General features: G+C 60.9%; 23 protein-coding genes and 3 tRNA genes. 24 read left to right on the top strand and 2 right to left on the bottom strand.

Features of this window, described 5'->3' with window-relative positions; all coding sequences use genetic code 11:
* Positions 1 to 20: 20 nt before the first annotated feature.
* Positions 21 to 1,769: a sigma-54-dependent Fis family transcriptional regulator gene (locus tag ABI582_RS03265; RefSeq protein WP_442118383.1), complete on the bottom strand. Its 1,749-nt coding sequence runs from the start codon at positions 1,767 to 1,769 to the stop codon at positions 21 to 23.
* 222 nt (positions 1,770 to 1,991) lie between these two features.
* Here ABI582_RS03265 and ABI582_RS03260 point away from each other — a divergent pair, with 222 nt between their 5' ends.
* From ABI582_RS03260 to ABI582_RS03235, 6 genes are read left to right on the top strand one after another with little or no spacing between them, the layout of a single operon-like run.
* Positions 1,992 to 3,086: an ABC transporter ATP-binding protein gene (locus ABI582_RS03260; protein ID WP_442118382.1), complete on the top strand. Its 1,095-nt coding sequence runs from the start codon at positions 1,992 to 1,994 to the stop codon at positions 3,084 to 3,086.
* A complete protein-coding gene (locus ABI582_RS03255; protein ID WP_442118381.1) occupies positions 3,086 to 4,183 on the top strand; it encodes an ABC transporter ATP-binding protein in 1,098 nt (365 codons plus the stop codon). Before ABI582_RS03260 ends, ABI582_RS03255 begins: the two co-directional genes overlap by 1 nt.
* The gene (locus tag ABI582_RS03250; RefSeq protein ID WP_016500567.1) at positions 4,180 to 5,046 is read left to right on the top strand and encodes a carbohydrate ABC transporter permease; all 867 of its coding nucleotides are present in this window, start codon (positions 4,180 to 4,182) and stop codon (positions 5,044 to 5,046) included. The genes ABI582_RS03255 and ABI582_RS03250 overlap by 4 nt, the downstream gene beginning before the upstream one ends.
* A gap of 3 nt (positions 5,047 to 5,049) precedes the next feature.
* Positions 5,050 to 5,850, top strand: a complete 801-nt coding sequence (locus ABI582_RS03245; protein WP_013971876.1) for a carbohydrate ABC transporter permease — start codon at positions 5,050 to 5,052, stop codon at positions 5,848 to 5,850.
* A gap of 12 nt (positions 5,851 to 5,862) precedes the next feature.
* Positions 5,863 to 6,135, top strand: a complete 273-nt coding sequence (locus ABI582_RS03240; RefSeq protein ID WP_258656206.1) for a DUF2160 domain-containing protein — start codon at positions 5,863 to 5,865, stop codon at positions 6,133 to 6,135.
* 39 nt (positions 6,136 to 6,174) lie between these two features.
* On the top strand, positions 6,175 to 7,914 hold the full coding sequence (locus ABI582_RS03235; protein ID WP_442118380.1) for an ABC transporter substrate-binding protein: 1,740 nt from the start codon (positions 6,175 to 6,177) through the stop codon (positions 7,912 to 7,914).
* A gap of 266 nt (positions 7,915 to 8,180) precedes the next feature.
* On the opposite strand, the gene folD is transcribed toward ABI582_RS03235, so the two are convergent.
* Entirely contained in the window at positions 8,181 to 9,035 is an 855-nt protein-coding gene (folD, locus tag ABI582_RS03230) for a bifunctional methylenetetrahydrofolate dehydrogenase/methenyltetrahydrofolate cyclohydrolase FolD (protein ID WP_258911309.1), read from the bottom strand.
* A 270-nt stretch (positions 9,036 to 9,305) separates the two neighbouring features.
* On the opposite strand from folD, the gene ABI582_RS03225 reads away from it, so the two are divergent.
* The 18 genes from ABI582_RS03225 to ABI582_RS03140 all read left to right on the top strand — a co-directional run bounded on the left by ABI582_RS03225 (position 9,306) and on the right by ABI582_RS03140 (position 21,967).
* Positions 9,306 to 9,382 (top strand) — tRNA-Arg (locus ABI582_RS03225).
* Between the two features lie 42 nt (positions 9,383 to 9,424).
* Positions 9,425 to 9,500, top strand: a tRNA-His gene (locus tag ABI582_RS03220).
* 52 nt (positions 9,501 to 9,552) lie between these two features.
* Positions 9,553 to 9,637: transfer RNA gene (locus tag ABI582_RS03215), tRNA-Leu, on the top strand.
* A gap of 565 nt (positions 9,638 to 10,202) precedes the next feature.
* Entirely contained in the window at positions 10,203 to 12,749 is a 2,547-nt protein-coding gene (locus ABI582_RS03210) for a DNA-directed RNA polymerase (protein WP_442118379.1), read from the top strand.
* Positions 12,750 to 13,271: 522 nt separating this feature from the next.
* On the top strand, positions 13,272 to 13,448 hold the full coding sequence (locus tag ABI582_RS03205) for a hypothetical protein (RefSeq protein ID WP_009682639.1): 177 nt from the start codon (positions 13,272 to 13,274) through the stop codon (positions 13,446 to 13,448).
* 27 nt (positions 13,449 to 13,475) lie between these two features.
* Entirely contained in the window at positions 13,476 to 14,189 is a 714-nt protein-coding gene (locus tag ABI582_RS03200; protein ID WP_442118378.1) for a DUF2815 domain-containing protein, read from the top strand.
* Positions 14,155 to 14,637: an endodeoxyribonuclease gene (locus tag ABI582_RS03195; RefSeq protein WP_442118377.1), complete on the top strand. Its 483-nt coding sequence runs from the start codon at positions 14,155 to 14,157 to the stop codon at positions 14,635 to 14,637. The genes ABI582_RS03200 and ABI582_RS03195 overlap by 35 nt, the downstream gene beginning before the upstream one ends.
* 2 nt (positions 14,638 to 14,639) lie before the next feature.
* The gene (locus ABI582_RS03190) at positions 14,640 to 15,089 is read left to right on the top strand and encodes an N-acetylmuramoyl-L-alanine amidase (RefSeq protein ID WP_442118376.1); all 450 of its coding nucleotides are present in this window, start codon (positions 14,640 to 14,642) and stop codon (positions 15,087 to 15,089) included.
* 130 nt (positions 15,090 to 15,219) lie between these two features.
* Positions 15,220 to 16,812: a toprim domain-containing protein gene (locus ABI582_RS03185; RefSeq protein WP_442118375.1), complete on the top strand. Its 1,593-nt coding sequence runs from the start codon at positions 15,220 to 15,222 to the stop codon at positions 16,810 to 16,812.
* A gap of 13 nt (positions 16,813 to 16,825) precedes the next feature.
* A complete protein-coding gene (locus tag ABI582_RS03180; RefSeq protein ID WP_028692660.1) occupies positions 16,826 to 17,053 on the top strand; it encodes a hypothetical protein in 228 nt (75 codons plus the stop codon).
* A 456-nt stretch (positions 17,054 to 17,509) separates the two neighbouring features.
* A complete protein-coding gene (locus tag ABI582_RS03175) occupies positions 17,510 to 17,704 on the top strand; it encodes a hypothetical protein (RefSeq protein ID WP_148661758.1) in 195 nt (64 codons plus the stop codon).
* Positions 17,705 to 17,761: 57 nt separating this feature from the next.
* Positions 17,762 to 17,929 (top strand): hypothetical protein, encoded by a 168-nt coding sequence (locus ABI582_RS03170; protein WP_155952727.1) that lies wholly within the window; start codon positions 17,762 to 17,764, stop codon positions 17,927 to 17,929.
* A 63-nt stretch (positions 17,930 to 17,992) separates the two neighbouring features.
* Entirely contained in the window at positions 17,993 to 18,550 is a 558-nt protein-coding gene (locus ABI582_RS03165) for a hypothetical protein (RefSeq protein ID WP_442118374.1), read from the top strand.
* Positions 18,540 to 18,734 carry a hypothetical protein gene (locus ABI582_RS03160; RefSeq protein ID WP_442118373.1) on the top strand — a complete coding sequence of 65 codons (195 nt, stop codon included), beginning with the start codon at positions 18,540 to 18,542 and terminating at the stop codon, positions 18,732 to 18,734. Before ABI582_RS03165 ends, ABI582_RS03160 begins: the two co-directional genes overlap by 11 nt.
* An 11-nt stretch (positions 18,735 to 18,745) precedes the next feature.
* Complete coding sequence (locus tag ABI582_RS03155) at positions 18,746 to 20,797, top strand: DNA polymerase (protein ID WP_442118372.1); 2,052 nt, start codon at positions 18,746 to 18,748, stop codon at positions 20,795 to 20,797.
* Between the two features lie 12 nt (positions 20,798 to 20,809).
* The gene (locus ABI582_RS03150; protein ID WP_009682626.1) at positions 20,810 to 21,025 is read left to right on the top strand and encodes a hypothetical protein; all 216 of its coding nucleotides are present in this window, start codon (positions 20,810 to 20,812) and stop codon (positions 21,023 to 21,025) included.
* Between the two features lie 34 nt (positions 21,026 to 21,059).
* The gene (locus tag ABI582_RS03145) at positions 21,060 to 21,269 is read left to right on the top strand and encodes a hypothetical protein (RefSeq protein WP_010953247.1); all 210 of its coding nucleotides are present in this window, start codon (positions 21,060 to 21,062) and stop codon (positions 21,267 to 21,269) included.
* On the top strand, positions 21,218 to 21,967 hold the full coding sequence (locus ABI582_RS03140) for a hypothetical protein (protein ID WP_442118371.1): 750 nt from the start codon (positions 21,218 to 21,220) through the stop codon (positions 21,965 to 21,967). Before ABI582_RS03145 ends, ABI582_RS03140 begins: the two co-directional genes overlap by 52 nt.
* Positions 21,968 to 22,058 lie beyond the last annotated feature (91 nt).

The raw sequence follows: 22,058 nt of genomic DNA, 5'->3' as shown, positions 1-22,058 counted from the left end.
TGTCGATGGGTTCATGACCATCAGCGCGCACGCAACCGCTTGTACAGGGTGGTGCGGCTGATCCCGAGCCGGCGTGCGACCGCCGACAGGTTGCCGTTGGCTTGCTCGACCAGCATCTGCAGGTCCGTCTCTTCGGCCGCCACCAGCACCGCCATCTGCGACTCGGCCAGAAAGCCCGCAGGCAGGTGCTCGACGCCGATAGGCTCGTTGCCCGCCAGGGCCAGCGCAACTTGCAGCACGCTTGCCAGTTCACGCAGGTTGCCAGGCCAAGGGTGTTGATCCAGCAGGTCGATAATGGCCGGGGACAGCCGCGCGGGTTGCCCTGGGTCGCGAAAACGCGCATGCACCTGCTCGATCAACTGGTGCCGGTCAGCGCGCTCGCGCAGCGGCGGCAATACCAGCGCAAGGCCGGCGATGCGGTAATACAGGTCCTGGCGAAAGCGCCCGGCGCGCACTTCTTCGGCCAGGTCGCGGTTGCTGGCCGACACCACGCGGATATCCACTGCCACCGGCTCGCCACTGCCCAGCGGCTGGATGCTGCGCGACTGCAGCACACGCAGCAGGCGTGCCTGGGTGGGCAGTGGCATGTCGCCGATTTCATCGAGGAACAGGATGCCGTGGTCGGCCTTGCGGATCAGCCCCAGGTTGCCCTTGTGGTGCGCGCCGGTGAAGGCGCCTTTGTCGTAGCCGAACAGCTCCGACTCCACCAGTTCGGCCGGGATCGCCGCACAGTTGACGGCGACCAGCGGCTGGTTGGCGCGGCTGCTGGCGCGGTGCAGGCTGTCGACGAACACTTCCTTGCCGACGCCGGTTTCACCTTGCACCAACACCGGGATGTCTTTTTCAAGTAACAGGCCGGCCTGTTGCAACGCTTTTTCCAGGCGCGGCTCGCCACTGTCGGCCTCGGGGCGGCGAGCGGTTTTGCGTGGGGGGTGCCACTGGCAATGAAAGCGATTGCGCCCGGTGGCTTGCAGGGCAAATGCCTGTTCTCGGGGATGACTGAGCAGCTGTTGCAGGGGCAACTGGAACAGCTGCTCGATGTTCTGCCGCAGCGGATTGCTGCCGAGCAGGCTGTCGGCCCGGTGATTGGCGGCCAGCACCTGCCCTCGCTCATCGAATACCAGAAGGCCGGCCCAAGGGCTGTCGAGGTTGTCGGACGCGCTGTTGAAGATCAGTTGCGCATGCCGTTCGGCATGCTCGGCGAGGATCAGGCGGTTTTCCAGGCTCTGGCCCATCATGCGCACCAGGCCAAGCGTCTGGCTGGCCGGCAGGTAGCCGTCGCTGGCAACGTCGAGCACCCCGACCAGCTGCCGCGCGGCGTCGAACAGGGGGGCGGCTGCGCTGGACATGTAGCGGTTCTGGCGCAGGAAGTGTTCGTCCTGGCCCACGTGAATCGCCTGGGCGCAAATCAGCGTGGTGCCCAGGGCATTGGTGCCGACGCCACGCTCAAGCCAATGGGCACCGGCGCTGAATCCCTGCTGGTGGTTCGGCTCGATGAAACGCCGTGAACCCCAGCTATCGAGTATGCAGCCGCTGGCATCGGCCAGCATCACCAGGTAGCTGGCGTTGCCCAGCAGGTGTGTGTATTGCGGCAGCACTTCCTCGCGGGTCAGGCGCAGCAGGGCCTGGCGCCGTTCCAGCAGGGCGCTGAGCTCGGTGCGGGTCAGGCAGTCGAAATCCGGCGCGTGCTGCGGCTGCAGGCCGTGATCGCGGCAGCGTGCCCAGGAAGCCTGGATCAGCTGGGCATGGGTCGAAGCGGATGCGGCCATGGGCCTGTCCTTCGGGTTGTTGTTATGGGCCGACCGCTGTTCAGTGTTGTCCACGGGTGTTCATTGTCAAACCGGCAAGTGTTCAGTTGTTCAGTGATTGTGTTCACGTGTGAAGCCGCGATTTGCCAGCGCTGCCACCCAGGCCCCGGACCAGAGCACCGGGGGGCGACTGGCACGGAACTGGCTGTGCACCGCAGACAACAATCACAAGAAGGCCACGCCATGTCCCTTGTGCTGGAGCAGGTCAGCCGCAGCGTCGATAACCAGCCCTGGATCGTCGAGGCCTCGCTGCGTTTCGAGCCCGGTTCGTTCAACGTGCTGCTGGGCCGCACCCTCGCCGGCAAGACCAGCCTGATGCGCCTGATGGCGGGGCTCGACCGCCCGGACCAGGGCCGGGTGCTGATGGATGGCCAGGACGTCACCGGTGTGCCGGTACGCCAGCGCAACGTGTCGATGGTGTATCAGCAATTCATCAATTACCCGACCTTGAGCGTGTTCGAAAACATCGCCTCGCCGCTGCGCCAGGCGCGCATGGCCGAGGACCAGATCCGCCGGCGGGTGCAGGAAACTGCCGAGATGCTGCGCATCGAAACCTACCTGCAGCGCCTGCCGCTGGAGCTTTCCGGCGGCCAGCAGCAACGCACGGCGATGGCCCGGGCATTGGTCAAGGATGCCTCGTTGATCCTCTTCGATGAGCCGTTGGTGAACCTCGACTACAAGTTGCGCGAAGGCCTGCGCCAAGAACTGCGCGAACTGTTTGCGGCGCGTCATTGCATTGCCGTGTACGCCACCACCGAGGCCAACGAGGCGCTGGCGCTGGGCGGCACCACCACCCTCGTGCACGAAGGCCGGATCGTGCAGAGCGGGCCCACCGCCGAGGTGTATCAGCGCCCGGGCAGTGTGCTGGCGGCCGAGCTGTTTTCCGAGCCGCCGATAAACCTGGTGGCGGGCCGTATCAGTGGCAACGAGGTGAGCCTGGCCCAGGCCGTGCACTTTGCCCGCAATGCCGACTTGCAGCCGCTGGCCGAGGGCGACTACCGCTTTGGCGTGCGCCCCAGCCATATCACCCTGGTGCCGGCCCATGACGATGACCTGGAGCTGGCGGTGCTGGTGGAACTGGCAGAAATCAGCGGTTCAGAAACCTTCCTGCATGTGCGCAACGAATACTGGCGCATGGTCCTGCACCTGCCCGGGGTGCACGAATACCAGGTGGACACGCCGATTCGCGTGTTCATCCCCACGCACAAGCTGTTCGTCTTCGACAGCGCCGGGGCGTTGGTGCAGGCCCCGGGGCTGCGCCAGGCAAGGAGAGGATGATGGCCGAAATCCGCCTGCGCCAACTGGCGCACAGTTACAGCCGCCAGCCCGCCAGCGAGGCCGACTATGCCCTGCACGCACTGGATCACGTGTGGGAGCAGGGCGGTGCCTATGCCTTGCTCGGGCCATCGGGCTGCGGCAAGTCGACCTTGCTCAATATCATTTCCGGGCTGCTGACGCCGTCCCATGGCGAAGTGCTGTTCGACGGCAAACCGGTCAACCAGCTGTCACCACAGGCGCGCAATATCGCCCAGGTGTTCCAGTTCCCAGTGGTGTACGACACCATGACGGTGTTCGACAACCTGGCCTTTCCCTTGCGCAACCAGGGGCTGGATGAAGCCCGGGTGCGTGCCCGGGTGGAAGAAATTGCCGAGGTGCTCGACCTGGCTGGCGTGCTGCGCAAGAAGGCGCGCAACCTCAGTGCCGACGAAAAACAGAAGGTCTCCATGGGGCGCGGCCTGGTGCGCGATGACGTGTCGGCGATCCTGTTCGACGAGCCGCTGACGGTGATCGATCCGCACCTGAAGTGGAAGCTGCGGCGCAAGCTGAAACAGATCCACGAGCAGTTCAACATCACCATGATCTACGTCACCCACGACCAGTTGGAGGCTTCCACCTTCGCCGACAAGATCGCGGTGATGCACGGCGGGCGCATTGTCCAGTTCGGCACCCCGCGCGAGCTGTTCGAGCGGCCGCGGCATACCTTCGTTGGCTACTTCATCGGCAGCCCGGGGATGAACCTGATCGACGTGCGCGCCAAGGCGGACGGGGTGGTGTTCGGCGATGTCCACCTGGCGCTGCCCGATGGCCTGCGCGAGCGCCTGGCGGCAACGGCGGGTGGGCGACTGCAGGTGGGCATTCGCCCGGAGTTCGTGCAGCTGTGGGATAGCCCGTTCGAGAGTGCCCACCCGGCACGGGTGCTGGATGTCGAAGACCTGGGCACCTACCGCATCGTCACCCTCGAACTGGGCGGTGTAGCGCTGAAGGCGCGGCTGGGCGAGGACCGCCCGTTGCCGGTGGAGCAGGCCTGGGTCAGCCTGCCGGCGCAGTGGCTGATGTTGTACGTCGACGATGTGCTGCTGGAGGCCGGGCCATGAGCAACAAGGTGCAGAACAACAAGGCCTGGTGGCTGGTGCTACCGGTGTTTCTGCTGGTGGCGTTCAGCGCAGTGGTACCGATGATGACGGTGGTCAACTACTCGGTGCAGGATATCTTCGATCAGTCCAACCGCTACTTCGTCGGTGCCGACTGGTACCGCCAGGTACTGCGTGACCCGGCGCTGCACGATGCGCTGCTGCGCCAGTTCATCTACTCCGCCTGCGTGCTGCTGATCGAGATCCCGCTGGGTATCGGCATTGCCCTGACCATGCCGACCAAGGGTCGGATGGCCTCGGTGTGCCTGATCATCATGGCGATCCCGTTGCTGATCCCGTGGAACGTGGTCGGCACCATCTGGCAGATTTTCGGCCGTGCCGACATCGGCCTGCTCGGCGCCACCCTGGCCAAGCTCGGGGTCAGCTACAACTACGCCGGCGACCCGTTCGACGCCTGGCTCACCGTGCTGGTGATGGATGTGTGGCACTGGACCTCACTGGTGGCATTACTGTGCTATTCGGGGCTGCGCGCCATCCCCGACGTGTACTACCAGGCTGCACGCATCGACCGTGCCTCGGGCTGGGCGGTGTTCCGCCATATCCAGCTGCCCAAGCTGAAGAACGTGCTGCTGATCGCGGTGATGCTGCGCTTCATGGACAGTTTCATGATCTACACCGAGCCATTCGTGCTGACCGGTGGCGGGCCGGGCAACGCCACCACGTTTCTCAGCCAGACCCTCACGCGCATGGCCGTGGGGCAGTTCGACTTGGGCCCGGCGGCGGCGTTCTCGCTGGTGTACTTCCTGATCATCCTGCTGGTGTCGTGGCTGTTCTACACAGCCATGACCCATGCCGACAAGGACTAGGCCATGAGCACGCGCAAATCGCTGGCCCTGCTGCTGTACTTCTTCTTCCTGCTGGTGCCGATCTACTGGCTGCTGAACATGTCGTTCAAGAGCAATACCGAGATCCTGGGTGGCCTTACCCTGTGGCCGCAGGCGTTCACCCTCGACAACTACCGGGTGATCTTCACCGATGCCAGCTGGTACAGCGGCTACATCAACTCGCTGTATTACGTGTGCCTGAACACGCTGATTTCGCTGCTGGTGGCGTTGCCGGCGGCGTATGCCTTCTCGCGCTACCGCTTCCTCGGCGACCGCCACCTGTTCTTCTGGCTGCTGACCAACCGCATGGCGCCACCGGCGGTGTTCCTGCTGCCGTTCTTCCAGCTGTACTCGTCGATTGGCCTGTTCGATACCCATATCGCCGTGGCCCTGGCCCACTGCCTGTTCAACGTGCCGCTGGCGGTGTGGATCCTGGAGGGGTTCATGTCCGGGGTGCCTAAGGAAATCGACGAAACGGCCTACATCGACGGCTACAGCTTCCCGCGCTTCTTCGTGAAGATATTCATTCCGTTGATTGGCTCCGGCATCGGCGTCACGGCGTTTTTCTGCTTCATGTTCTCCTGGGTCGAACTGCTGCTGGCGCGCACCCTGACCTCGGTGAACGCCAAGCCGATTGCTGCGGTAATGACCCGCACCGTGTCGGCATCAGGCATCGACTGGGGTGTGCTGGCGGCGGCGGGGGTACTGACCATCTTGCCGGGCATGCTGGTGATCTGGTTCGTGCGTAACCATGTGGCCAAGGGCTTTGCCCTGGGCCGGGTGTGAGGAGGGCAATGCATGGAGTGGATGGCCTGGACCATGCCAACGGCGCTGTTCTTCGTCGCCGTTGGCGTGCTGCTGGTGGGCATGACCCTGCTTGAACTGCGCCGCCCCTGCGTAGAGCGACGGGGCTTCTTGCCGCTGGTCACCAGCCGTGGTGACCGCTTGTTCATCGGCCTGCTGGCCAGCGCCTACCTGCACCTGCTGGTGGTCGGCGTCAGCGACTGGCCTTTGTGGGTGGCCTCGCTGCTATCGCTGGCGTGGCTGGTGGTGGTGCTGCGCTGGGGCTGAGCGAGCGGCCCTGTGGGATAACTGAAACGGGAGATCACAATGTTCGATAACAAGCACAGCAGGCGACATTTGACCCTTGCCGCATTGCTGGTACTGGCCAGCGCGCACGGCGCTGCCTGGGCCGACCAGTACGAAGATGCAGCAAAAAAATGGATCGGCAGCGAGTTCAAGCCGTCGACCCTTACCCCTGAACAGCAACTGGCAGAATTGCAGTGGTTCATCAAGGCCGCCGAGCCGTTCCGTGGCATGAAGATCAATGTGGTGTCGGAAACCATCACTACCCATGAATATGAGTCCAAGGTGCTGGCCAAGGCCTTCAGCGAGATCACCGGCATCCAGTTGACCCACGACCTGCTGCAGGAAGGCGATGTGGTGGAAAAACTGCAGACGCAGATGCAGTCGGACAAGAACATCTACGACGGCTGGGTCAACGACTCCGATTTGATCGGTACGCACTTTCGCTATGGCAAGGTGGAATCGATTACCGACCTGATGGCCAACGAGGGCAAGGCCTACACCTCACCGACCCTCGACCTGAAGGATTTCATCGGTATTTCCTTCACCACTGCGCCGGATGGCAAGGTCTACCAGCTGCCCGACCAGCAGTTCGCCAACCTGTACTGGTTCCGCGCCGACTGGTTCGAACGGCCGGAGCTCAAGGCTAAATTCAAGGAAAAGTACGGTTATGAGCTGGGCGTGCCGGTGAACTGGTCGGCCTATGAGGACATTGCCAAGTTCTTCACCGAAGACGTCAAAGAAATCGACGGCAAGCGCGTATACGGGCACATGGACTACGGCAAGAAAGACCCCTCGCTGGGCTGGCGCTTCACCGATGCCTGGTTCTCCATGGCCGGTGGCGGTGACAAGGGCCTGCCGAACGGCTTGCCGGTGGATGAATGGGGCATTCGCGTCGAAGACTGCCATCCTGTGGGTTCCAGCGTGACCCGCGGCGGCGACACCAACGGGCCGGCGGCCGTCTATGCCACGCAAAAGTACGTGGACTGGATGCGTGCCTACGCGCCCAAGGAAGCCCAGGGCATGACCTTCTCCGAAGCCGGCCCGGTACCGGCGCAAGGCAACATTGCCCAGCAGATATTCTGGTACACCGCGTTTACCGCCGACATGACCAAGCCTGGCTTGCCGGTGGTAAATGCCGACGGCACGCCGAAGTGGCGCATGGCGCCCTCGCCGAAGGGGCCGTACTGGGAGGAGGGGATGAAACTGGGCTACCAGGACACCGGCTCATGGACGTTCTTCAAGTCCACCCCCGAGAAGCAACGCCTGGCGGCCTGGTTGTATGCCCAGTTCGTCACCTCCAAGACCGTGTCGCTGAAAAAGACCATCGTCGGCCTGACGCCGATTCGTGAGTCGGACATCAACTCCCAGGCCATGACCGACCTGGCGCCCAAGCTGGGCGGGCTGGTGGAGTTCTACCGCAGCCCGGCGCGGGTGCAGTGGACGCCGACCGGCACCAACGTGCCGGATTACCCGCGGCTGGCGCAGCTGTGGTGGAGCCATATCGCCGAAGTGGCCAGTGGCGAGAAGACCCCGCAGGAAGCCCTGGACGGCCTGGCCCGCGACCAGGACCGCATGATGGAACGCTTGCAGCGCTCCAATGCCCAGGCGACCTGTGCACCCAAGATGAACCCGGAGAAAGACGCCCAGTACTGGTTCGACCAGCCGGGCGCACCGAAACCCAAACTGGCCAACGAAAAACCCAAGGGCGAGACAGTCAGCTACAACGAACTGCTGAAGTCGTGGGAGGCGGCGAGGAAGTAAACTACCCACAGGAGCTGCGCAGTGTGTGTAGGAGCGGCCTTGTGTCGCGAAAGGGCTGCGAAGCGGCCCCAGAGTTTCAGCTTCGCAGCTTATATTGCCGGGGCCGCTGTGCGGCCCTTTCGCGACACAAGGCCGCTCCTACATCCGACCGAATTAACCGGATCAGGTGGGGCGGGTGCTCCCTTGAAGAGATCGGGTCAGCCATCGACAAAATTCAGGCAAAAAAACGGCACCTCCCAGAGGTGCCGTTTTCGCATCGCGCACTATTACTTGTGCAGCTCTTCAGCGGCATACAGCGTGTTTTCCAGCAGGCACGCCCGGGTCATCGGCCCGACGCCACCCGGCACAGGGGTGATCCAGCCCGCGCGCGGTAGGGCGGTCTCGTAGACCACGTCGCCCACCAGCTTGCCGTCTTCCTGGCGGTTGATGCCCACGTCGATGACGATGGCGCCTTCCTTGACCCACTCGCCCTTGACCAGCCCCGGCTTGCCGGCAGCCACGACCACCAGGTCGGCACGCCCGACATGACCGGCCAGGTCCTTGGTGAAGCGGTGGCAGACGGTCACGGTGCAGCCGGCCAGCAGCAGCTCCATGGCCATCGGGCGACCCACGATGTTGGAAGCGCCGACGATCACCGCATCCATGCCATACAGGTCCTGACCAGTGCTTTCCAGCAAGGTCATGATGCCTTTCGGTGTGCAGGGGCGCAGCAGCGGAATACGCTGGGCCAGGCGGCCTACGTTATACGGGTGGAAGCCGTCCACGTCCTTGTCCGGGCGAATGCGCTCGAGCAACAGCGAGGCGTCCAGGTGCTCCGGCAGCGGCAGTTGCAGCAGGATGCCGTCTACAGCCGGGTCGTCATTGAGGCGATCGATCAGCTCGGTCAGAGCCTGCTGCGAGGTTTCGCTGGGCAGGTCAAATGCCTGCGAAATGAAACCGACCTCTTCGCAGTCCTTGCGCTTGTGCGAGACATAGACTTGCGAGGCGGGGTCGGTGCCGACCAGGATCACTGCCAGGCCGGGCGTACGCAGGCCTTGCTGGCGACGCTCCACGACACGTTGAGCGATCTGCTTGCGCAGGTTGGCGGCGATCGCCTTGCCATCGATTAGGTGTGCAGTCATAGACGCGTGATTAACCATCGAGAAGGAAACAATAAAGAGCGCGTATTCTCGCACGACACGCGCCAAGGGCAAAGGCGGGTGGTCGGGCAAATCCCCTAACCCCTTAAATAATTTAAATTTTTTTGAAAAAGGTGTTGACGACTTTCGGGGTCGCCTATAAGATTCGCCGCACTTGTCGGGCACAGCCTAGCACTGGTTGGCTAAGTCGGGCAGAATGAGTGGTTTAGCAGTTACCTGTTAATGACTCGTTCGGTTAGGCTTCAAGCTTAAGCGCCCGTAGCTCAGCTGGATAGAGCATCCGCCTTCTAAGCGGATGGTCGCAGGTTCGAGTCCTGCCGGGTGCGCCATTAGGCAGCATGGGCAAGCAAGTAAGGCTGTAATGCAATATGGTGGGCGTAGCTCAGTTGGTAGAGCGCTGGATTGTGATTCCAGTTGTCGTGGGTTCGATTCCCATCGTCCACCCCATATTCTTCAAAGGCGCCTCGATAGCTTCTGGCGCCTTTGTTTTAAGCGTTACGCGGACGTGGTGAAATTGGTAGACACACTGGATTTAGGTTCCAGCGGCGCAAGCTGTAAGAGTTCGAGTCTCTTCGTCCGCACCACGAATTAGAAAAAATCTCCCCGAATTCCTGAAAGCCACACGGCTCAAGGGTTCGGGGATTTTTTTCGCCTATCACTTGCACGAACGATACCTTTTCACTTATAATCTCATTCTCAGCAAAGAGAGCAAAAGGGACACTTTTGGGACACAAAGGCCCTTTTTGACCTCTTCTGAGCCCCTCATCCACTGAATCCCTAACTGACCGTTCGTCGGACTTTACCGGCTGACACTGGCCCCTTTTGACCGGGGAAAATCCAGTGCGGGAGAGTGCTGCCCGCGTCAAGTCATGGGACCACACTATGGCTGCCAGTTTTTGCCTGGAGGGAGTAGCTACGCCTGATGGTTCTCTCGGATGAGACTGACTCATTCACGAGACTTTCCCGCTTAGGGAGGGCCACCCAGGGCCGCGCCAGGGCGCTGTGGGAGACCACATCCAGAGTCGCGGACCCACAATTGGATTCCTTAGCGATGCCCTCTGAGATGACCCTTAGAGACATCCTTAAAGACATCCTTAGAAATGATTACTTAATGATGATTACTAAGAGATTCCCTTTATGACTACCTCTATGACTCCTCTAGTTGGCCGCCTGGATGGTGAAGACCTCATCGCCACCCAAGTTCGTCTGGAAGAGGAGATGACCCAGCGCGGGGTGAGCCGTTTCCAGCGCAACGTAGAGGCCGCCCGCAGGATGGGCGCTGAGGATGGCACCGAGTACGGCTCCATCATCGTCTCCGGCCGCATGAAGGCGCTCGCTGAGGCCATCAAGGCGTGGATGGATGAGTCTGAGGCCGGTGTGTCGTCCCGCTGGGGCAGCGCATACAAGCTCCTCCGTGGCTACGATGCGGATGTCCTGGCCTACCTGACCCTCAAGCACACCTTGGCTGGCATCTCGCAGCCCCGCACGCTCCAGCATGTGTCCGTCTCCATCGCTCAGTCCGTGGAAGACGAAATGCGCCTGTCCGGCATCCGCGACAAGGAGCGCAAGAAGTACGACCAACTGGTAGAGCGGGCCAACAAGCGGTCCAGCCAGCGCCACAAGCACATCTACGCCACCCGTGTGGCCTCTGCGCTGGACACCTGGAGCAACTGGAGCAACAACGACCGCATCCACGTAGGGACCAAGCTCCTGGAGCTGCTGATGAACTCCGTGGGGCTGATCCACATTGCCACCAACGGCGAAGGCACGGAGAAGGCGCTGAAGTACGTGAAGCCGCTGGAGTCCACCCTGGAGTGGATCGCCCGCAAGAACAACGTCACGGCCATGCTGCGCCCCGTGTATGAGCCGATGGTTGTCCCGCCACGCAACTGGACCTCACCGACCGATGGGGGCTACCTGTCGTCCAGCCTCAAGCCGCTGCGCATGGTGAAGACCCGCAACCGGGCATACCTGGAAGAGCTGGGCAACGTCGATATGCCGATGGTCTACACCGCGCTCAACGCCATCCAGGCCACCGCGTGGCAGATCAACACGCCAATCCTGAACATCATGACCACGCTGTGGGAGCAGGGTGCCACCTGGTGCGGCCTCCCGCCCCGTGAAGGCATCCCCCAGCCAGTCAAACCGTTCGACATCGACACCAACGAGGTGGCCCGCGCTGCCTGGCGTAAAGCCGCATTCAAGGCCCATTCGGACAACCTGGAGATTCAGGGCGCCCGCATCAACGTCTCCATGTCCCTGGATATCGCGAACCGCTACTCCCCGTTCCGCAAGATTTACTTCCCGTACCAACTGGACTTCCGTGGCCGCATCTACGCGGTGCCGCACCTGAACCCCCAAGGCGCGGACCACACGAAGGGCTTGCTCCGATTCGCCTACGGCAAGCCGCTGGGCGAGCATGGGGCCAAGTGGCTGGCAATCCACGGGGCGAACGTGGCCGGGTACGACAAGGCCAGCCTGGAGGACCGCGTGAAGTGGGTCCACGATCACCAAGCGGAAATCCTGGCGATTGCTTCTGACCCGTTCCAGGCACGCGGTTGGGCTGACCACGTAGGCGCGCAGGCTATCGACAAACCATGGCAGTTCCTGGCGTTCTGCCTGGAGTGGAAGGGCTACTGCGAGCACGGCGACCGCTTTGTGTCGAAGCTCCCGATTGCTATGGACGGCTCATGCTCCGGCATCCAGCACTTCTCCGCGATGCTCCGGGATGAGGTCGGTGGCGCAGCCGTGAACCTGGTCCCCAGCGACCTCCCCGCAGACGTGTACGGCCTTGTAGCCAAAAAGGTCATCGAGCGGGCCATCTACGATGCTAAGCACGGCACCGAAGACGTCCTGAAACATGACGCTGACGGCAAGGCATACGTCCAGGAGGGCACGAAGAACCTGGCCCAGCAATGGACCCGCTTTGGCATCAACCGCAAGGTGACGAAGCGCTCCGTGATGACCCTGGCCTACGGCTCCAAGGAGTACGGCTTCAAGGACCAGGTTATGGAGGACATCCTGGACCCGGCACGCAAGAAGGCCACCGATGCCGAAGGCAACGTGGACGCCCGCCACTTCCCGTTCACCGGGGATGGCTTCCGGGCCGCTGGCTGGATGGCGAAGGCCATTTGGGAAGCAGTGAATCAGGTTCTGGTGAAAGCTGGTGAGGCTATGAAGTGGCTCCAGGACGCTGCAACCCTGGCCGCGAAAGAGGAGCTGCCGGTGTGCTGGACCACTGCCGTGGGCTTCCCGGTGATGCAGGCGTACAACTCCGTGGTAGCTCGCCGCGTCAAAACGGCCATCAACGGGGCCCGTGTGCGCCTCCTGATGAACGAAGAGCAAGACGCCCTGGACAAGCGTAAGCAGTCGCAGGGGATCAGCCCCAACTTCGTCCATAGCTGCGATGCGGCCCACCTCATGCTCACCGTAGTGCGTGGCGTGGAGTCCGGCTTGAAGAGCTTCGCGATGATCCATGACAGCTTCGGCACCACCGCAGGGGAGACCGAGCTTTTCTTCATGACTGTCCGCAAGGCGTTCATTGAAATGTACGAAGAGACCGCCGTACTGGAGCGCTTCCGGGATGAGCTGGCCGCGCAACTCAGCGATAAGGCGCGGGCCAAGCTCGCAGAACTCCCGAAACGCGGCAGCCTGAGCCTGGCAGCCGTAGCAGAGTCGCGCTTTTGCTTTGCCTGATCGTTCTCATTAATGGAAATAAACCATAAAAGCAACGTTTTCATGAGTGAACGGTTCTGAATGGCCCCCGGTGATTCCCGTGGGGCCACATTCGGATAACCGAGCCGCATCCCTCCGCCAGAGCCTCCACCGTGCCAGTGCGACCCCCCCGCTCATTTCTGAGCTGGGCCCGAGGGACCACATTCGGATAACCAAGCCGCAACACCCCAGTCTCCGCCCGAGCCTCCACCGTGCCAGTGCGCCATCCGCTCATTTATGAGCCGATCCTGAGACCACCCCCAATTCCCCATTCATCCGCAGCAGCAGCCATAGAGCCTCCACCGTGCCAGTGCCACAACGCCTCGGATGAACCAGCAACACCTTCGCAACACCTCTACGGACCACCCGCAACTCCCCCTGACCTTTGCCATAGAGCCTCCACCGTGCCGGTGCAGAGGGACGGGAAACGTGCGCCTGGGCCCCGTAGGCAACCCCAACGGACAACCCAGGCCACAACCCCGTGGCCGTATTGAGAGAACCGCAATGAATCGCTTCGGCACCGCAGACAACCAACGCAACGAACCCGAGAACTACGACTCCGCCCTGGGCCGCGCTATCGCGCTTTGGGGCATGGGTCGCTCCATCTCTATGGCCCTCGCCGCTGAGTTGATTGAACAAGGCTTTGACCTTCCGTCCCTGGAAGCGCGCCACAGCCGCTAACACGCACACACAAAACGAGTCCCCAAAATGTCCTATCAGAAACGCCCAAAGAACGTAACCATGACCTCGCCGCGTGGCATTTTCCGCTACCCGGCACTGACTAAACCCGACTTCGGCACCGATGAGTACCCGAAGCCGGACGGTGAGTACAAAGTCACCCTGATCCTGACCCAAGAAGAGGCCGCGCCTCTCCTGGCGAAGCTGGAACCACTGCACGAAGCCGCCATCGAGAATGGCCGTGAAGAGTTCAAGAAGCTCAAGATCGAAGCCCGCAAGAAGCTGAAAGACGTGACCGTGCAGCCACTCTTCACCGAGGAGTACGACAAGGAGACCGAGGAGCCGACTGGCCGCCTGTTCTTCAACATCAAAATGGCCGCCTCGGGCAAGTCGAAGAAAGACGGCTCCGTCTGGACCCGCAAACCAGCCCTGTTCGATGCCAAGGGCAAGCCAATGCTGAAAGTCCCGGACATCTGGGGCGGCACCGAAGGCAAGGTGAGCTTTGAAGTGGCCCCTTACTTCATCCCAGGCACCGCCCTGGCCGGTATCAAACTGCGCCTGAACGCTGTCCAGGTCATCGAGCTACGCAGTGGCGGCAACAAGTCCGCTGGCGAATACGGCTTCAGTGAAGAGGAAGGCGGTTTCGATGCTGAATCCGTAGCCGAACAAGAACAAGAAGAAAAAGACGAGTTCGAAGAAGAGGAAGAAGGTGGCGAAAGCAACACTTACGAAGACGACTTCTAAGACGCCTCTGGATGCCGAAAAGGTGGGGCTCAAGTATGGGTTCCGCTCCGGGCTTGAAGAACGTGCCGCAGACCAACTAACGGCTGTCGGCATGGGCTTCACCTTCGAAAGTCTGGTAGTTCCATATACCCGACCTGCGAAAGTTCACAAGTACACCCCGGACTTCGCACTAGCGAACGGCATCATTGTCGAAACTAAGGGCCGCTTTTTGACCGAGGATCGCCAAAAGCAACTCTTGGTCAAAGCGCAGCACCCTGAACTTGATGTGCGCTTTGTCTTCTCCAACTCAAAAACAAAAATAAATAAACGCAGTACCACCACCTACGCGGATTGGTGCAGCAAGAACGGCTTCCAGTATGCCGACAAGTTGGTTCCCCATGCCTGGCTTAACGAGCCGATCAATGAAGCCTCCCTGTCGATCATCAAGGGCCTCAGCAAAGAAAAATAATAATGACCTACAACGCTGGAACGAAACCCCGCGCTGAGACGGACTACCTGGTAGTTCACTGTAGCGCCACGCGACCATCACAGGACATCGGGGCCGCTGACATCAACCGCTGGCATCGCGCCAAAGGTTGGCGGTGCATCGGCTATCACTTTGTCATCCGCCGCAATGGCGTGGTGGAGAAGGGCCGCGAGCTGGATCAAATCGGCGCTCACGTAGAGGGCCACAACATCAACTCCGTAGGCATCTGCATGGCCGGTGGAGTCACCGAGGCGGACATCAACGTCCCCGAAAACAACTTCACGCCCGAGCAGTTTGCAAGTCTCAAGCACCTGCTGGGCGAGCTGAAAGAGAAATACCCCAACGCGACAATCCAGGGCCACCGGGACTTCCCGAAAGTAGCCAAGGCTTGCCCGAGCTTCGACGTTAAACCGTGGGTAGCGGCCAACTTATAAGAGTCGTGGGCCCTCAGTTGGATATGGCAGCCGCCACGTCTATCACTCAACTCTGATAAAGGGCTGGCCTTCGGGCTGGCCCTCTTTATTGCCCATGAAAAATCGAAAGCATGAAACAGAGAGTGAGTTCGTGCGCCACCTGCCCTGTGAAAACTGTGGTTCAAGTGATGCCAACTCTATCTACACCGACAACCACCAATATTGCTTTGCCTGTGAGCACTACGTTCACGGCGATGGCGAAACCCCAACTACTGGAGGGCGAACAAAACGAATGGAAGGTTTAATCTCCGGCGAATTCAAGCCGCTGATGAAGCGCAAACTAACCCTGGAGACTTGCCGCAAGTTCGGATACTTCGTCAGTGAGGTGCGTGGCAGGCTAGTTCAAGTTGCCCCGTACTTCGACAACAGCGGTGTGATGGTCGCCCAAAAATTGCGCGATCAGGATAAAGGCTTCGCCATCCTGGGCGATGGTGCAAAGTTGACCCTCTTCGGCCAGAACCTTTGGGCGAGTGGGGGCAAGAAGATTGTTGTCACCGAAGGCGAGCTGGACGCTATGTCTGTCTCCCAGGTGCAAAACAACAAGTGGCCCGTGGTGTCGCTCCCGAACGGGGCTCCGGCAGCACGCAAAGCCATCCAGCGAAACATCGAATATCTGGAGAGCTTCGAAGAAGTCATCCTCATGTTCGATATGGACGAACCGGGCCGCGAAGCAGCGCAGGAATGCGCAGAGCTATTCAGCCCAGGCAAGTGCAAGATCGCCACACTATCCATGAAGGACGCCAACGAACTTCTGGTAGCGGGCCGTGAGCAGGAAATCGTCACCGCCATCTGGAACGCCAAGCTGTACCGGCCTGATGGCGTAGTGAACGTCCGAGACCTCCGCGAAGAGATTCGCAAGGCCCTGGTCATGGGCTTGCCGTGGTTCCTTGATCCACTCACCCAACTCACCTATGGACGCCGCTACGGCGAAGTCTACGGGCTGGGCGCTGGTACTGGTGTGGGCAAGACCGACTTCCTCACGCAGCAAATCGCATACGACACCCAAGTCCTGGGCGAGCGTGTAGGCACCATTTTCCTGGAGCAGAAACCGACCGAGACCGCCAAGCGCGTGGCCGGGAAGATCGCCGGGAAACGCTTCCACGTTCCCAAGGAAACCGCTGGCTGGACCGATGAGGAGCTGGATGCAGCCGTAGATGCGCTGGGCGAAAACCTGGTCATGTACGACGCATTTGGTGAAACCGAGTGGGACATTGTGAAGCGCAAGGTGCGCTACATGGCTGTTTCCGAGGGCATCAAGCTTATCTACATCGACCACCTCACTGCGATGGCTGACACCGCAGATGAGAAGGGCTCACTTGAGCAGATCATGAAAGAGATGGCGGGCCTGGCGAACGAGCTGGGAATCATCATCACGTTCATTTCTCACCTGACCACCCCCGAGGGCAAACCCCATGAGGAAGGCGGGCGGGTAACGATTCGCCACTTCAAAGGCTCCCGAGCCATCGGCTTCTGGAGCTACTTCATGTTCGGCCTTGAGCGTGACCAACAGGCCGAAGACCCCGTGATTCGCCAAACCACCACCTTCCGCATCCTCAAGGACCGCTACACCGGCCAAGCGACCGGGGAAGTGCTGTACCTGGCATACGACCGCGACACCGGATTGCTCTCGCTCACCGAAGCGCTCGAACCGTCCTCACCCTTTAAAGATGAATCCGAATTCTGACTGGAGATACCCCATGTTGAAACGACTGCTGGCAAAAGTGTTCCCGCAAACCACCGCGTCCGCTGTATCCGACCTGGAGCGCACCCTGGACAAGCTGAGCCAGGCCGAAGCCTCCCATAGCGAAGCTGCACGCCAGGCCCGGCAAACCGCCTGCAATCTGCACGACCACGCCGATATGCAGTACGCCCTGGCTGACCGGGCTTCGATGATCCATTCCCGTATCTCCAAACTCCTGGACTGAACCATGCGCAAGTTGATCTTCGCGGCTCTGGCCGTCCTTTCCCTGGCCGCCTGTGAGCGCCACTCCTGCTACAGCCCAGCCGTTGTACAGGCCCCAGTAGTCGAAGCTCCGGCCCCTGGGGTTGCCGCTCCAGTTGTCCAGGCTGCCCCGATCGTGCAAGCGGCGCCAGTGGTCGCAGCCCCTGTCGTGGTCCAGGACAACTCCAACGCCATGCTCACCGGCATGATGATGGGTCACATTTTGGGCAGTGCTTCGGCATCGGCCCCGGCTGTCCATAACACCACCATCGTGAACAACACCACGACCAACACCCGAGCGACCACCGTGGCTCCGCGTCCGGCCTATGTGGCTCCACGCCCAGCCTACGTTGCACCGCGAGCCAGCTACTCGGCACCGCGAGCCAGCTACAGCTATCGCACCAGCAGCTTCTCTAGCTTCCGCTCCCGCAGGTAAGCCATGACGACTCCAGCCCAACGGCCTCCGCGCCTGAAAGAACTGTCCTTGCGCATTGAGCGTGTGGACAACGGAGTCATCGTCCGGTCCCGAGACAACATCCTGGGCCTGGCAAACGAAGGTGACTGCAACGTGTTCACCAATCGCTACGAACTGAGCAACTACCTCAACGCTTTGCTGGACGACTTCCGGCTGTAGCAGATGCACCACCACACGGGCCCCAAGCGGGCCTTTTTTTGTGCCTGAGAGAAAACCATGCCTCTGATTCTGACCTACCTGTTTGTCGTTTTCTGCCTGTGCTTCGGCTGGGTTTACAACGTTGTCTGGACCTTCCACCAGTGTGGTGACGCCTTGCTCCTGGGCATTGTCGGCATCGCCTTCCCACCGATTGGGGCCATCCACGGCCTCATTGCGTTCTTTTAAGGGGAGGGCTGATGAGTGATGCCAACTACTACCTCTTCTTGCTCTTCATCGTCGTGTTCGTCCTTGCCTGAATGGAAGCTTCCGGGCCACCTCCAGCCGCTCTTCGATGACGCGCTGGAATTGGTGCGCTGGGAGTTTCCTGGCTCGCACCCGGTCATCGGTGGCGGTGCCATCCGGGACGCCCTTCTGGGCCGACCGATCAAAGACATCGACGTGTTCATGCGCAGCATTGACCACAACGAGCTGGACTCCGAACTCACCGTGAAGGTGAAGCAGCCCGCGTTCCTCGCCCTTTATGGTCGCAAGGATATGCACGGTGCCTGGGACTTGCTCCAGGACGTACAGGGCTTGCCCGTCCAGTTGATCCTGGCCGACTTCATGACCCCGCAAGAGCTGGCCGATTCGTTCGACCTGAACCTGTCCCGCGCCACGTATGACGGCTACTCCCTGCACGTTTCCGCGGCCTTCGAAGAGGGCGTGCGGGACAAGGCATTCCGAATTCTCCGCTGCGAAAGCGACCTGGAAGAACGACGCTCATTCAAGCGCGTATCTCGCCTGCAAGAGAAGTACCCCGAGTACATCCACGACGAAACCACCCTGGAGCAAATCCGTGTCCACTGAATCCGACCTGCGCCCGTTCTGGCTCAACCGCTACCCGCTCACCCGAGTCATGATCGCGCTGCCCCTGGTTCCAATCATGATCCTGGTCGAAGCCCTCAAGGGCCTGTACCTCGGCTTTTGTGATGCCCTGGCCGATACCGGCACGCTCTTCCGAGAGCTGTGGCATACGCCGACCCCCTGCTGATTGGGGGACCAATGCAAGAACCCCTTCTGTTCGACCTCGAAACGAATGGGTTCCTGGAGGCAGTCTCCGTCATCCATTGCCTTGTCATCGAAGACACGGCAACTGGGGACGTTAAGAAATTCCCGCCTGGCCTCATCGCCATGGGAGTCAAATGGCTCCAGGAGCAACATTCTCAAGGCCGCTTCATCGGCGGCCACAACGTCATCAAGTACGACATTCCCGTCATCCAGAAGCTGTACCCCGGCTTCATCGTGAACCCCGCGCTGGTCATCGACACCCTTGTTTGCACCCGACTCATCTGGTCGAACATCAAGGACACCGACACCGGCCTCCTCAAGAAAGCAGTCCTCCCCGGCAAGCTCTTCGGCTCCCACTCCTTGGAAGCCTGGGGCTACCGCCTGCGCCTGATGAAAGGCGAGTACGCAACCGAGTTCAAGGCGCGCATGGGCGATGCCTACGTGGACGGCATGGAGTGGCTGGAGTTCTCGCAAGAGATGCTCGACTACTGCGTCCAGGACGTTGTGGTCACTTCCGCACTGTGGAAGCGAATCCTCGGCAAGAACTACTCGGCACGGGCCCTGGCTCTGGAACATCGGGTGGCCTGGCTCATGGCCGCCCAGGAGCGCAACGGATTCCACTTCAACCGCGAGAAGGCAGCGCTCCTGTACGCCAAATTGGCGCAGCGCAGGGGCGACCTGGAGCGCGAGCTGAAAGAGTTCTTCAAGTTCTGGCACGCACCGGCAGGCGAAGTGCTCACCAAGAAAACCCGGCGAGTCTTTATCGAAGACCCACGGGGCAACACTGAGCGCCGTGTGAAGCTGAAGGGCCAGCCCGCGTTCAACCAAGTGGGCTGGTTTGAGAAGTACACCGAGGGCGTCCGGTACACCAAAGTCAAGATTGTGGAGTTCAACCCGTCCTCACGGGACCACATCGCTGACCGGCTGACGGCCCTGTACGGCTGGGTTCCCGAGAAGTTCACCAAGGGCGGCAAGCCCCAGGTGGACGACGAAGTAATGTCCAAGCTGAGCTACCCACCGTGCAAGCTCCTGACGGAATACCTCCTGGTTGCCAAGCGCATCTCGCAACTCGCCGAAGGGAAGCAGGCGTGGATGCTGGTGGAGAAGCAGGGCCGCATCCACGGCTCCGTGAACCCTAACGGTGCCGCCACCGGGCGAGCTACTCACGCTTACCCGAACGTGGCTCAGGTGCCGGCATCTGGCTCCCCCTACGGTAAAGACTGCCGCGAACTCTTCACGGTGCCCCTCGGCTGGCTTCTGGTCGGTGCCGATGCCTCGGGCCTGGAGCTGCGCTGCCTGGCTCACTTCATGGCTCGCTACGATGGCGGCAAGTACGTGGACATCCTCCTCAACGGGGACATCCACTGGGCCAACGTCCAGGCCATGGGCATCACCAGTGAGAAGCGTGACGACCACAACACGCTGCACAAGCTGTACCGCGATGGTGCGAAGACCTTTATCTACGCCTTCCTCTATGGGGCCGGTGATGAAAAGGTCGGGACCATTGTGTTCGGCATGGTTGCCAAGGCCAAGGCGCTGGGTCTCGACTACCAGCACCTCCTGGACGTGTTCTTCAACGGGCAAGACAACCCGGACGAAGAGGCGCTCAAGGCCGCTGGCAAGAAACTGAAAGCAACCTTCCTCCGCAAAACCCCGGCCCTGAAAAAGCTGGTCAAGGCTGTGAAAGAAGCCGCCAAGCGCGGCCACCTGGTCGGCCTGGATGGTCGCCACGTTCACGTCAAATCCGCCCACGCGGCACTCAACTACCTCCTGCAAGGGGCCGGTGCGCTGGCCTGTAAGCAGTGGCTTGTGTTTCTGGACGACGAACTCCAGGCACGCGGGCTGAAACACGGCTGGGATGGCGACTACGCCTTCTGCGCCTGGGTCCACGACGAAGTGCAGATCGCCTGCCGTAACGAAGCCATCGCGGCCATCGTTCGGGAAGCGGCTGAGGCGTGCGTGGCGAAAGCAGGTGAAGCCTTCAACTTCCGGTGCCCCCTGGCCGGTGAATCAAAAATGGGCCTGAACTGGGCCGAAACCCACTAACGAGTAAACGCAATGACTAAAGACCCTGTTCTCCTGGAAGTCCTGTACGAAGCCTTCAAGAGCCCTTTCAAAATCCAATCGGACTTCGCTCGCTTCGAAGCCCAGGCAGTAGCATCGCTGGCATCGCTGGGCTTGCTCAGCACCCTGGAAGGTCACGGCCAGTATGGTCGCAAGTGGCGTGTCACCGGCACCGGCCTTGACCTGCTACGGGAAAACGATTACCTGTGACCCCATCACTTCACTAAGTCAGAGAGGCACTCCCATGTTGAAACCCTGGACCATCACCATCGACGTGAACGGCACCAAGCACGCATTGGAGTATCCGGCACGTCCGCTTGATGCGGAACTGGGCGCTGACTTAGTGAAGCTCTTCGGCCAATACGGCTTCATCTTCCAAGAAGACCTGACAGAGATTCGCGAGTGCGCAGAGTTATCATCGACGCCGATGTCCTATCCGTCCAAGCAGCAGTAGTAAACCAGAAAGCCATCCGCTGGGGAGGCGATGAGGAGGGTGAACGAGCCCTCTGGACCCTCCACGCATTTGAAGAGGATGGCGAAGCCACCTTCACCGGGATGGTGCAAAACTTGATAGACAAGACAGGGGCCGATGAGGCCCTTCTTGTTTTCTCGGACAAGGTGAACTGGCGCAAGACCGTTCTCCCGACCTACAAGCACAACCGTAGCAAGACCGTCCAGCCGTTGCTCCGCTCCCACCTCACGGCCTGGGCTCAAGAAACCTTCCCGTCCATCTCCAAGCCCACCCTGGAAGGCGATGACGTGTGCGGCATTCTCCTGACCCGAGCCCGAAAGTTCGGTGAGGAAATCGTGGTCGCGTCCATCGACAAGGACTTTAAGACGGTCCCCGGCCACCACTACAACTTCAACACAGATACGTTCTTCGAAGTGACCGAGGAAGAGGCCGACTACTGGCACCTCTACCAGACCCTCATGGGCGACACCACGGACGGCTACTCCGGCTGCCCAGGTATTGGGCCCGTGGCTGCCAAGCGGCTCCTGGACAAGTCACCCACCTGGGACACTGTAGTGGCTGCCTTCGACAAGGCCGGTCTCTGCGAAGAGGAAGCACTGATTCAGGCCCGTGTGGCCCGCATCCTTCGTGCCTCGGATTACGACTTCAAGAACCGGAAGGTGAAGCTGTGGACCCCGTGATGAACTGCGCGTCCTGTGCAAACCTTGCTTCGACTGAACCCAATGTGTGCAAGGGCTGTGGCCCTTTTTACAACCTATGGAAACCGCTATT

This window comes from Pseudomonas sp. SAS7 (assembly GCF_052112345.1).
GTDB classification, from domain to species: Bacteria; Pseudomonadota; Gammaproteobacteria; order Pseudomonadales; family Pseudomonadaceae; genus Aquipseudomonas; species Aquipseudomonas putida_Q.
Note: the sequence above shows the minus strand (reverse complement) of the source record. Positions and strands in the feature narration are given on the sequence as shown.

Excerpts from the sequence above, each read along its gene's own strand:
- ABI582_RS03180 (WP_028692660.1), top strand. The coding sequence starts at position 16,826 with ATGTTGAAACGACTGCTGGCAAAAGTGTTCCCGCAAACCACCGCGTCC.
- ABI582_RS03145 (WP_010953247.1), top strand. The coding sequence starts at position 21,060 with ATGTTGAAACCCTGGACCATCACCATCGACGTGAACGGCACCAAGCAC.
- ABI582_RS03150 (WP_009682626.1), top strand. The coding sequence starts at position 20,810 with ATGACTAAAGACCCTGTTCTCCTGGAAGTCCTGTACGAAGCCTTCAAG.
- ABI582_RS03240 (WP_258656206.1), top strand. The coding sequence starts at position 5,863 with ATGGAGTGGATGGCCTGGACCATGCCAACGGCGCTGTTCTTCGTCGCC.
- folD (WP_258911309.1), bottom strand. The coding sequence starts at position 9,035 with ATGACTGCACACCTAATCGATGGCAAGGCGATCGCCGCCAACCTGCGC.
- ABI582_RS03190 (WP_442118376.1), top strand. The coding sequence starts at position 14,640 with ATGACCTACAACGCTGGAACGAAACCCCGCGCTGAGACGGACTACCTG.
- ABI582_RS03210 (WP_442118379.1), top strand. The coding sequence starts at position 10,203 with ATGACTCCTCTAGTTGGCCGCCTGGATGGTGAAGACCTCATCGCCACC.
- ABI582_RS03205 (WP_009682639.1), top strand. The coding sequence starts at position 13,272 with ATGAATCGCTTCGGCACCGCAGACAACCAACGCAACGAACCCGAGAAC.
- ABI582_RS03200 (WP_442118378.1), top strand. The coding sequence starts at position 13,476 with ATGTCCTATCAGAAACGCCCAAAGAACGTAACCATGACCTCGCCGCGT.
- ABI582_RS03155 (WP_442118372.1), top strand. The coding sequence starts at position 18,746 with ATGCAAGAACCCCTTCTGTTCGACCTCGAAACGAATGGGTTCCTGGAG.
- ABI582_RS03235 (WP_442118380.1), top strand. The coding sequence starts at position 6,175 with ATGTTCGATAACAAGCACAGCAGGCGACATTTGACCCTTGCCGCATTG.
- ABI582_RS03255 (WP_442118381.1), top strand. The coding sequence starts at position 3,086 with ATGGCCGAAATCCGCCTGCGCCAACTGGCGCACAGTTACAGCCGCCAG.
- ABI582_RS03250 (WP_016500567.1), top strand. The coding sequence starts at position 4,180 with ATGAGCAACAAGGTGCAGAACAACAAGGCCTGGTGGCTGGTGCTACCG.
- ABI582_RS03260 (WP_442118382.1), top strand. The coding sequence starts at position 1,992 with ATGTCCCTTGTGCTGGAGCAGGTCAGCCGCAGCGTCGATAACCAGCCC.
- ABI582_RS03245 (WP_013971876.1), top strand. The coding sequence starts at position 5,050 with ATGAGCACGCGCAAATCGCTGGCCCTGCTGCTGTACTTCTTCTTCCTG.
- ABI582_RS03170 (WP_155952727.1), top strand. The coding sequence starts at position 17,762 with ATGCCTCTGATTCTGACCTACCTGTTTGTCGTTTTCTGCCTGTGCTTC.
- ABI582_RS03265 (WP_442118383.1), bottom strand. The coding sequence starts at position 1,769 with ATGGCCGCATCCGCTTCGACCCATGCCCAGCTGATCCAGGCTTCCTGG.
- ABI582_RS03175 (WP_148661758.1), top strand. The coding sequence starts at position 17,510 with ATGACGACTCCAGCCCAACGGCCTCCGCGCCTGAAAGAACTGTCCTTG.